Genomic DNA, 10387 nt, shown 5'->3' on the forward strand with positions numbered 1-10387 from the left:
TAACCCTCTGTTTTAAAAGATCCTTCTCCGTATTCCCTCCCACTCCGCGTAATTACCCTCACCTTTTATAATGTTAAATATTTGTTGCTTTTGATCACAAATAATAAACAAACAAGTTCATTCTGTGCGCGTTTTCCAAAAATGTAGATATTTTTAATTTATGGCTACGAAACGAGCAGCGCCATGTCTCCCTGACAATCTACTGAGAGGATCGATTCTGATGAACGCACTGACTGCCGTACAACCGAACGCTGAAGATCCAGCCCAGCACTACCGTGGCTTCACGCTGAAACCGTCAGCCCAGTCACCACGCCTGCTGGAGCTGACGTTTTCTGCCCAAACCGCTGAGCAATTTCTGCAGGCCGTGGCGCAATGGCCGGTGCAGGCGCTGGAATACAAATCCTTCCTGCGCTTCAAAGTGGCAAACATCCTCGACGACTTGTGCGGCAATCAGCTGCAACCGTTGCTGCTAAAAACGCTGCTGGATCGCGCCGAAGGTGCATTGCTGATCAACGCGGAAGGTGTCGATGACGTGGCGCAGGCAGAGGAGATGGTCAAACTGGCAACGGCAGTGGCGCATCTGATCGGCCGCTCCAACTTTGATGCGATGAGCGGTCAGTACTACGCGCGTTTCGTGGTGAAAAACGTCGATAACTCCGACAGCTACCTGCGCCAGCCACACCGCGTAATGGAGCTGCATAACGACGGCACCTACCTCGAAGAAATCACCGACTACGTGCTGATGATGAAAATCGACGAGCAGAACATGGCCGGCGGCAATTCGCTGCTGCTGCACCTCGACGACTGGGAACATCTGGAGAACTACTTCACCCATCCGCTGGCCCGCCGCCCAATGCGTTTTGCCGCGCCGCCAAGCAAAAACGTCAGCCAGGACGTGTTTCATCCGGTGTTTGACGTCGACCAGCAGGGTCGCCCGGTAATGCGCTACATCGACCAGTTCGTCCAGCCAAAAGATTATGAAGAGGGTGTCTGGCTAAGCGCGCTCTCCGATGCGCTGGAGACCAGCAAAAGCATCCTGTCCGTTCCGGTTTCGGTCGGTAAATTCCTGCTGATCAACAACCTGTTCTGGCTGCACGGGCGCGATCGCTTCACGTCGCATCCGGACCTGCGCCGCGAACTGATGCGCCAGCGTGGTTACTTTGCCTACGCTACAAACCACTACCAGACGCATCAGTAAGCGCGAAGGAATTAAGCGGATGTATGATTTTGTGATTATTGGCGGCGGCATTATCGGCATGTCGACCGCCATGCAGCTGATTGATGTCTACCCGGACGCCAGAATTGCTCTTCTGGAAAAAGAGTCCGGTCCAGCCTGTCATCAGACGGGCCACAACAGCGGAGTGATCCATGCCGGGGTCTATTACACCCCCGGCAGCCTGAAGGCGAAGTTTTGTCTGGCCGGCAATCTCGCCACCAAAGCCTTTTGCGATCAAAACGGCATCCGCTATGACGTCTGTGGAAAGATGCTGGTCGCTACCTCAACGCTTGAAATGGAGCGTATGCGCGCCCTGTGGGATCGCACCGCCGCCAACGGTCTTGAGCGCGAATGGCTCAATGCCGAAGAACTGCACGAGCGCGAGCCTAACATCACCGGGCTGGGCGGGATTTTTGTGCCATCAAGCGGGATCGTCAGCTACCGCGACGTCACTGCCGCGATGGCGAGAATTTTCCAGGCCAAAGGCGGCGAGATTGTTTACAACGCCGAAGTCAGCGGCCTGAAAGAACACGCTGCGGGCGTTATCGTACACACCCGCCAGGGCCTGGAGTATGAGGGTGCTACGCTGATTAGCTGCTCCGGGTTGATGGCTGACCGACTGGTGAAAATGCTCGGCGTTGAGCCGGGCTTTATCATCTGTCCGTTTCGCGGGGAATACTTCCGTCTGGCGCCGGAACATAACCACATCGTCAACCACCTGATCTACCCGATCCCCGATCCGGCAATGCCGTTTCTCGGCGTACATCTCACCCGCATGATTGACGGCAGCGTCACGGTCGGCCCCAACGCGGTGCTGGCGTTTAAGCGTGAAGGCTATCGTAAACGTGATATTTCGTTGAGTGACACGCTGGAAATCCTCGGCTCTTCCGGCATCCGTCGGGTGCTGCAAAACAATTTACGTTCCGGCTTAAGCGAGATGAAAAACTCGCTGTGCAAAAGCGGCTACCTGCGCCGGGTACAAAAATACTGCCCGAGCCTGACGCTAAAAGACCTGCAGCCCTGGCCTGCGGGCGTGCGGGCACAGGCGGTATCGCCGGATGGCAAACTGATTGACGACTTCCTGTTTGTCACCACGCCGCGTTCGATTCACACCTGCAACGCGCCTTCTCCGGCGGCGACGTCGGCCCTCCCCATCGGGGCGCATATCGTCAGCAAAGTTCATGCGCTACTGGAAAACCAGAGCAATCCCGGACGCACGCTGCGTGCGGCACGTAGCGTGGAGACATTACACGCCGCCTTTACCCGTTAACCCTTTTACGACAGGACGCTATTATGCAACTTAACGATCCCACCTTATTTCGCCAGCAGGCGCTGATTGACGGCCACTGGCGCGACGCCAACGGCGGCGAAACTATCGCGGTGACCAATCCCGCCAACGGTCAGCAGTTGGGTAGCGTACCGAAAATGGGCGCGGATGAAACCCGTGAAGCCATTGAGGCAGCTAACCGTGCGCTGCCTGCCTGGCGTGCGCTAACCGCCAAAGAGCGGGCGACGATTCTGCGCCGCTGGTTCAACCTGATGATTGAGCACCAGGACGATCTCGCCCGTTTGATGACCCTCGAACAAGGTAAGCCGCTGGCGGAAGCCAAAGGCGAAATTACCTATGCCGCCTCCTTTATTGAATGGTTTGCCGAGGAAGGTAAACGCATTTATGGCGACACCATTCCCGGCCATCAGGCCGATAAACGCCTGATCGTCATTAAGCAGCCCATTGGTGTCACCGCCGCAATTACGCCGTGGAACTTCCCGTCGGCAATGATCACCCGCAAAGCTGGTCCGGCGCTGGCCGCAGGCTGCACCATGGTGCTTAAACCCGCCAGCCAGACGCCGTTCTCCGCGCTGGCGCTGGCAGAACTGGCTAACCGCGCCGGGATCCCAGCAGGCGTCTTCAGCGTGGTCACCGGTTCGGCGGGCGCGGTCGGCAACGAGCTCACCAGCAACCCTCTGGTGCGCAAGCTGTCGTTTACCGGCTCCACTGAAATTGGTCGTCAGCTCATGCAGCAGTGTGCCAAAGACATCAAAAAAGTGTCGCTGGAGCTGGGCGGCAACGCGCCGTTTATCGTTTTTGACGATGCCGATCTCGACAAAGCGGTCGAAGGCGCGCTGGCCTCGAAGTTCCGCAATGCCGGGCAGACCTGCGTCTGCGCCAACCGTCTGTACGTCCAGGATGGCGTGTATGAGCGCTTTGCCGAAAAACTTCAGCAAGCCGTAAGCAAGCTGCACCTTGGCGACGGCCTGCAACCTGACGTCACCACCGGACCGCTGATCGATGAAAAGGCAGTCGCCAAAGTAGAGGAACACATTGCCGACGCACTGGATAAAGGCGCCCGGATTATCAGCGGCGGTAAGGCTCACGCGCTGGGCGGTAATTTCTTCCAGCCAACCATCCTGGTCGACGTGCCCAACCATGCCAAAGTTGCCAAAGAAGAGACGTTCGGCCCGCTGGCACCGCTGTTCCGCTTTAAAGACGAAGCTGACGTCATCGCGCAGGCCAACGATACCGAGTTCGGCCTTGCCGCCTATTTCTACGCCCGTGATTTGAGCCGCGTCTTCCGCGTCGGTGAAGCGCTGGAGTACGGCATTGTCGGCATTAACACCGGCATTATCTCCAACGAAGTCGCTCCCTTTGGTGGCATCAAAGCCTCCGGTCTTGGCCGTGAAGGATCGAAATACGGCATCGAAGACTATTTAGAAATCAAATACATGTGTATCGGACTTTAATAAAACAATACTGGAGAACACCTGATGAGCACCAATAAAGAACTCATGCAACGTCGTAGCAACGCAGTTCCACGTGGCGTAGGACAGATCCACCCGATTTTTGCCGAACGTGCAGAAAACTGCCGGGTCTGGGACGTTGAAGGGCGTGAATTCCTTGATTTTGCTGGCGGCATCGCGGTGCTGAACACCGGCCACCTGCACCCACAGATTGTCTCTGCGGTAGAAGCGCAGTTGAAAAAGCTGTCGCATACCTGCTTCCAGGTACTGGCCTACGAGCCGTACCTCGAACTGTGTGAAATCATGAACCAAAAGGTGCCGGGCGATTTCGCCAAGAAAACCCTGCTGGTGACCACCGGCTCCGAAGCGGTGGAGAACGCGGTAAAAATTGCCCGCGCCGCCACTAAACGCAGCGGTACTATTGCCTTTAGCGGCGCTTACCATGGCCGAACCCACTACACCCTGTCGCTGACCGGAAAGGTAAACCCTTACTCTGCCGGTATGGGGCTGATGCCGGGCCATGTTTATCGCGCCCTGTATCCTTGTGCGCTGCATGACATCAGCGAAGACGATGCCATCGCCAGTATCCACCGCATCTTCAAAAACGATGCCGCACCGGAAGACATTGCCGCCATCGTCATTGAACCTATCCAGGGCGAAGGCGGTTTCTATGCCGCCTCCCCTGCCTTTATGCAGCGCCTGCGCGCCATTTGTGACGAGCATGGGATCATGCTGATTGCCGATGAAGTCCAGAGCGGCGCGGGCCGTACCGGCACGCTGTTCGCGATGGAACAAATGGGCGTCGCGCCGGATATCACCACGTTCGCCAAATCAATTGCCGGCGGCTTCCCGCTGGCGGGCGTAACCGGACGCGCCGAGGTGATGGACGCGATCCCACCGGGCGGTCTGGGCGGCACCTATGCCGGGAACCCGATTGCCTGTGCCGCCGCGCTGGCGGTGCTGAACATCTTCGAGCAGGAAAATCTGCTGCAAAAAGCCAATGACCTCGGCAACACCCTGCGCAACGGCCTGCTGGCGATTGCCGAAACCCACCGTGAGATTGGTGACGTACGTGGCCTGGGGGCGATGATTGCGATTGAACTGTTCGAAGACGGCGATCGCCATAAGCCTAATGCGAAATTGACCGCCGAAATTGTCGCCCGCGCCCGTGATAAAGGGCTGATCCTGCTCTCCTGCGGACCGTACTACAACGTGCTGCGCATCCTCGTTCCACTGACCATTGAAGACGGGCAAATCCGCCAGGGGCTGGACATCATCGCCGAGTGTTTTGCCGAGGCGAAGCAAGGCTAAACCCCGTATCTGAGCGGGGATTGTAGGCCGGATAAAGCGCATGCGCCGCCTCCGGCAATATTGTGATGCCCGGTAGCGCTCCGCTTACCGGGCCTACGGGTAAGGTGCAGGAAGCGACGTCAATAACAATAACGAGGTTAAAAGATGGGGCAAGTGTCACAATCACATGATTTAGGGGGCGGGCTGAAATCACGCCACGTCACCATGTTGTCTATTGCCGGGGTTATCGGCGCCAGCCTGTTTGTCGGTTCAAGCGTAGCGATTGCAGAAGCCGGTCCCGCGGTGCTACTGGCCTATCTGTTCGCCGGGTTACTGGTGGTGATGATTATGCGCATGCTGGCCGAAATGGCCGTCGCCACGCCGGATACCGGATCGTTTTCCACCTATGCCGATAAGGCCATCGGCCCGTGGGCTGGGTATACCATTGGCTGGCTGTACTGGTGGTTCTGGGTGCTGGTTATTCCGCTGGAAGCCAACATTGCCGCCATCATTCTGCATTCCTGGATCCCGGGCGTGCCCATCTGGTTATTTTCCCTGGTTATCACGCTGGCGTTAACCGGCAGTAATTTGCTGAGCGTCAAAAATTACGGCGAGTTTGAGTTCTGGCTGGCACTGTGCAAAGTGATTGCCATCCTGGCATTTATTGCCCTCGGGGCGGCGGCGATTAGTGGGTTTTATCCCTACGCCGAGGTCAGCGGAGTATCAAGGCTATGGGATCAGGGCGGTTTTATGCCCAACGGTTTTGGCGCAGTGCTGAGCGCGATGCTGATCACCATGTTCTCTTTTATGGGCGCAGAAATTGTCACCATTGCTGCCGCCGAGTCCGACACGCCAGATAAACACATCGTGCGCGCCACGAACTCAGTCATCTGGCGTATCTCCATTTTCTATCTGTGTTCCATTTTTGTGGTGGTCGCGCTAATCCCCTGGAACATGCCGGGGCTGAAAGAGGTGGGCTCTTACCGCTCGGTGCTGGAGTTACTGCATATCCCGCACGCTAAGCTGATCATGGACTGTGTCATTTTGCTGTCAGTCACCAGCTGTCTGAACTCAGCGCTGTATACTTCTTCCCGTATGCTGTATTCCCTGAGCCGTCGCGGTGATGCCCCGGCTTTTATGGGTAAACTCAACCGCAGCAAAACGCCTTATGTCGCCGTGCTACTCTCTACCGGGGCGGCGTTTCTCACCGTGATCGTGAATTATTACGCACCGGCAAAAGTGTTTAAATTTCTCATCGACAGCTCTGGTGCCATCGCGCTGCTGGTCTATCTGGTCATTGCTGTTTCCCAGCTGCGGATGCGCAAAATCCTGCTGGCGGAAGGTGCAGATATCAAGATGAAAATGTGGCTCTATCCGTGGCTGACGTGGCTGGTGATCGGTTTTATTGGCTTTGTACTGGTAGCGATGCTGTTTCGTCCGGCACAACAGCTGGAAGTCATCTCAACCGGGCTGCTCGCCATCGCGATCATTTGCACCGTGCCGATTATGGCGCGCTGGAAAAAACTGCTATCGTGGCAAAAAGCACCGTTGCACAGTACGCGCTAAACCTGTTCCCGGCGCAGGCCGGGACACCTTTTCAGGAGTAAGACCATGACCGCCATTTCCCAACCGACGGCCATTGATGGATACCGCTGGCTCAAGAACGACATTATCCGCGGGGTGTTTCAGCCCGATGAAAAATTGCGAATGAGTCTGCTGACGTCACGCTATGAACTCGGCGTAGGACCGTTGCGCGAGGCGCTTTCGCAACTAGTGGCGGAGCGACTGGTCACGGTGGTCAATCAGAAAGGGTATCGTGTGGCGTCAATGTCTGAGCAGGAGCTGCTGGATATTTTTGACGCCCGCGCCAATATGGAAGCCATGCTGGTCAGTCTGGCTATCGAACGCGGCGACGACGCCTGGGAAGCGGAAATTCTGGCGCGCGCGCATATGCTCAGCAAACTGGAAGCCGTTGATGCCAGCGAAGAGATGCTGGATGAATGGGATCAGCGCCATCAGGCGTTTCATACGGCGATTGTTGCCGGCTGTGGGTCGCAGTATCTGCTGCAAATGCGTGAACGGCTGTTCTCTCTGGCGGCGCGCTACCGGTTTATCTGGCTGCGTAAAACGGTGCTGTCGGTGGAAATGCTGGAAGATAAACACGATCAGCATCAGACGCTGACCGACGCAATTCTGGCGCGCGATGCCGTACGCGCCAGTGAATTAATGCGCCAGCACCTGCTGACGCCGATTCCGATTATTCAGCAGGCGATGTCCGGCAAACTGCTGGCAGAAAAAGTTTAATCGCGGGTCTGTACCCAGAAAGCGTGGATCAGACCTGGGATATAGCCCAGCAGCGTCAGCACAATATTGAGGATAAACGCCCAGCCAAAACCTTTGCCCAGCAGCACGCCAAGCGGAGGTAAAATGATCGTTAAAACTATTCTCCAGAAACCCATACACACTCCCTACAAGCAAAAAATTAATCATTGTTTAGAAAGAGATTTTATCTCTAAGAATAATCAGTGTAGCTAACTCCACCCGTCTCGCCCTGCTGTTTTACCCTCCTTTACGCTCTTGACGCTGGCGTAAGCTGTCTCTTTATTTTAGACTATGCTTAATTTAGCAATTACTTAAATAAATATGACTGAACTCGAACAACTCCAGGCCAGCGCTGAACAGGCCGCCGGCTTGCTAAAAGCAATGAGCAACCCGAAGCGGCTGCTGATTTTGTGCATGCTTTGCGGGTCGCCGGGGACCAGCGCGGGTGAGCTCGCACGGATCACCGGACTCAGCCCCTCTGCCACCTCCCAGCATCTGGCGCGGATGCGCGAAGAAGGATTAATAGACCGCCAACGTGATGCTCAGCGCATTCTCTACTTCATCAAAAATGCGGCGGTGAATTCCCTCATCGCCACATTAAAAACACTGTATTGCCCGTAAGGAGCCAACATGACCATTGGGACGATTTCCCCGCGCGAGGCGCAGACGCTGTTAGCGCAAGGAGCCAAACTGATTGATATTCGTGATGCCGATGAGTATCTGCGCGAACATATTCCGCAGGCGCATCTGGCACCGTTGTCCGCGCTCGACCAGGGGTTATTGCCGGATAACTTACGCGCTGATCGCATTATTTTTCACTGCCAGTCGGGTAAGCGCACACAAAATGCGGCCACAAAACTGAGTGCAATTGCTGCACCAGCCCAGTGCTGGCTGCTTGAGGGGGGAATCGACGGCTGGAAGGCAGCAGGTTTGCCGGTCGTAGAAGATAAATCACAGCCGTTACCGCTGATGCGCCAGGTGCAGATTGCCGCAGGCAGTCTTATCTTACTCGGCGTGGTTCTCGGTTACGCCGTTGGCAGCACCTTCTTTCTGCTCAGCGGCTTTGTCGGCGCGGGGCTTATCCTGGCAGGCGTTACCGGCTTCTGCGGCATGGCGCGGCTGCTGGATAAAATGCCCTGGAATCGGCGTACTCATTAAGCGGTAATCGGTGAAACAGCGCTGTACCCGCCGATGGCCCTGATCTATGGTGGGTTTTGCCATCAAGAACGGAGGACAGTATGTTTAAACCCGGCGATCTGGTTCAACCGCGTATGGGCGGACCAAAATTGAAAGTTGTTGAAGTGAATGACGAGCAGATTGTGGCCGTGCAGGCCAGTAATGAAAGCGGTGAAAAATTCACCCTGAAAGCAGCAGATGTCACCCGATATAGCGAAGACGGCGATTTTGGCGTTTGCTGAAAATAAGCGGTGAGACACTCTCACCGCCTTGCTAATTAGATCAAAAAATCATCGAGTGATTTACCAGCAGCCAGCGCCTGCGCAATAGGTTTTGGCGTGCGGCCTTGTCCAGTCCAGGTTTTCACTTCACCATTGAGATCGGTAAAACGATATTTTGCCGGGCGCGGCTGACGTTTTTTAACTGCTCGCGACGTCACCGTCGTCATGCTTAGCAACTCTTCTGGCTCAATCCCATCTGCTTTCATCAGCGCCAGCAGCGTATTAATTTTTTCCTGCTGTTCTGCACGCTGGCGCTGTAACTGTTCTTCCTCGTCACGTCGTTCTTTGGTGACCACCCTGAATTTTTCCAGCATATCTTCCAGTACATCGACCGGAAATTCACGAGCCATTGCACGCAGCGAGCGGATATTATTTAAGTTTTTTAACATTGAACTCATATTAATAAAACCTCTTTAACGCATAAAGCAAAAATGGTATTACAGCAAAAATTATATTCGATTGATTATTCTATTTCCAGCCCCTGTCGATCTCGAGCTATTAATCAAAACGTTACCTTAATATTTATCACCCCATCGCAGGGGCATCCTGCAATGCAATTTTGTAATGACCCGATAATAAAAATAAATATGTCGGCGTAATATTCAAAAACATCTAGAAAAGTTCGTAAAAAAACCAGAAAAACAAATCAATATAACATAATGATTTGAAAGACATTTAATCAACATGACAACGAAAATGCCAAAACGAACAAAAAACAGACCATTGCAGAGCATTTTATCGAAAAAAAGACAATAAATAAAAATTTTAAGCTAGTTGATAGTTATTATGCAGGCAGATATCCTATTGAAACGCGAAAGCAGCAAAACAAATCACTAGCAACAAGGTATACGATACCTTTTTACCTCTTCTTACAAGGAGCATTAACATGTTCTCTCCGCAGTCACGCTTGCGTCATGCTGTAGCAGACACGTTCGCGATGGTTGTTTACTGTTCTGTCGTGAACATGTTGATTGAAGTATTCCTTTCCGGAATGACCTTTGAGCAGTCGCTCTCTTCCCGACTGGTGGCGATTCCTGTCAACATTCTGATCGCCTGGCCTTACGGTATGTACCGCGATCTGTTTATGCGTGCAGCGCGTAAAGCCACACCGGCGGGATGGGCAAAAAATCTGGCGGATGTGCTGGCATACGTGACCTTCCAGTCACCGGTGTATGTGGTCATTCTGCTCACGGTTGGCGCAGACTGGCACCAGATCACGGCGGCCGTCAGTTCCAACATCGTGGTTTCAATGTTGATGGGTGCAGTGTACGGCTACTTCCTTGATTATTGCCGCCGCCTGTTTAAAGTCAGCAGCTATCATCAGGCGAAAGCCTAAACGTCTCTTCGCGACTGGCCCCGCCAG

Annotated in this window: 12 protein-coding genes; 10 read left to right on the plus strand and 2 right to left on the minus strand. The window is 54.4% G+C overall.

Annotation, left to right across the window (positions count from 1 at the left end; genetic code table 11):
• Window positions 1-220: 220 nt before the first annotated feature.
• From glaH to csiR, 6 genes are all read left to right on the plus strand, one after another.
• Entirely contained in the window at window positions 221-1198 is a 978-nt protein-coding gene (glaH, locus tag FDX01_RS01245; RefSeq protein ID WP_137362624.1) for a glutarate dioxygenase GlaH, read from the plus strand.
• A gap of 19 nt (window positions 1199-1217) precedes the next feature.
• A complete protein-coding gene (gene lhgO / locus FDX01_RS01250; protein WP_137399102.1) occupies window positions 1218-2486 on the plus strand; it encodes an L-2-hydroxyglutarate oxidase in 1269 nt (422 codons plus the stop codon).
• A gap of 23 nt (window positions 2487-2509) precedes the next feature.
• Window positions 2510-3958 carry an NADP-dependent succinate-semialdehyde dehydrogenase gene (gabD, locus tag FDX01_RS01255; protein ID WP_096756019.1) on the plus strand — a complete coding sequence of 483 codons (1449 nt, stop codon included), beginning with the start codon at window positions 2510-2512 and terminating at the stop codon, window positions 3956-3958.
• A gap of 24 nt (window positions 3959-3982) precedes the next feature.
• Window positions 3983-5266: a 4-aminobutyrate--2-oxoglutarate transaminase gene (gabT, locus tag FDX01_RS01260; protein WP_117343199.1), complete on the plus strand. Its 1284-nt coding sequence runs from the start codon at window positions 3983-3985 to the stop codon at window positions 5264-5266.
• A gap of 144 nt (window positions 5267-5410) precedes the next feature.
• Window positions 5411-6811: a GABA permease gene (gene gabP, locus FDX01_RS01265; protein ID WP_096756017.1), complete on the plus strand. Its 1401-nt coding sequence runs from the start codon at window positions 5411-5413 to the stop codon at window positions 6809-6811.
• A 45-nt stretch (window positions 6812-6856) separates the two neighbouring features.
• A complete protein-coding gene (gene csiR / locus FDX01_RS01270; RefSeq protein ID WP_096756016.1) occupies window positions 6857-7549 on the plus strand; it encodes a DNA-binding transcriptional regulator CsiR in 693 nt (230 codons plus the stop codon).
• On the opposite strand, the gene FDX01_RS01275 is transcribed toward csiR, so the two are convergent.
• A complete protein-coding gene (locus tag FDX01_RS01275; RefSeq protein WP_015585265.1) occupies window positions 7546-7704 on the minus strand; it encodes a YqaE/Pmp3 family membrane protein in 159 nt (52 codons plus the stop codon). The genes csiR and FDX01_RS01275 overlap by 4 nt on opposite strands.
• 184 nt (window positions 7705-7888) lie before the next feature.
• On the opposite strand from FDX01_RS01275, the gene FDX01_RS01280 reads away from it, so the two are divergent.
• The 3 genes from FDX01_RS01280 to FDX01_RS01290 all read left to right on the plus strand — a co-directional run bounded on the left by FDX01_RS01280 (window position 7889) and on the right by FDX01_RS01290 (window position 8985).
• On the plus strand, window positions 7889-8188 hold the full coding sequence (locus tag FDX01_RS01280; protein ID WP_115257659.1) for a metalloregulator ArsR/SmtB family transcription factor: 300 nt from the start codon (window positions 7889-7891) through the stop codon (window positions 8186-8188).
• 9 nt (window positions 8189-8197) lie between these two features.
• Window positions 8198-8725 (plus strand): rhodanese family protein, encoded by a 528-nt coding sequence (locus FDX01_RS01285; RefSeq protein WP_137399103.1) that lies wholly within the window; start codon window positions 8198-8200, stop codon window positions 8723-8725.
• Window positions 8726-8805: 80 nt separating this feature from the next.
• Entirely contained in the window at window positions 8806-8985 is a 180-nt protein-coding gene (locus FDX01_RS01290) for a hypothetical protein (protein ID WP_115257657.1), read from the plus strand.
• A gap of 35 nt (window positions 8986-9020) precedes the next feature.
• Here the strand turns inward: FDX01_RS01290 and stpA are convergent, their stop codons facing one another.
• Window positions 9021-9422 (minus strand): DNA-binding protein StpA, encoded by a 402-nt coding sequence (gene stpA / locus FDX01_RS01295; RefSeq protein ID WP_115257656.1) that lies wholly within the window; start codon window positions 9420-9422, stop codon window positions 9021-9023.
• Window positions 9423-9910: 488 nt separating this feature from the next.
• Between stpA and alaE the strand changes: the two genes are divergently transcribed.
• On the plus strand, window positions 9911-10360 hold the full coding sequence (alaE, locus tag FDX01_RS01300; RefSeq protein WP_096756011.1) for an L-alanine exporter AlaE: 450 nt from the start codon (window positions 9911-9913) through the stop codon (window positions 10358-10360).
• The last annotated feature ends 27 nt before the right edge of the window (window positions 10361-10387 follow it).

Source organism: Citrobacter sp. wls613 (assembly GCF_005281195.1).
Classification (GTDB): domain Bacteria; phylum Pseudomonadota; class Gammaproteobacteria; order Enterobacterales; family Enterobacteriaceae; genus Citrobacter; species Citrobacter gillenii.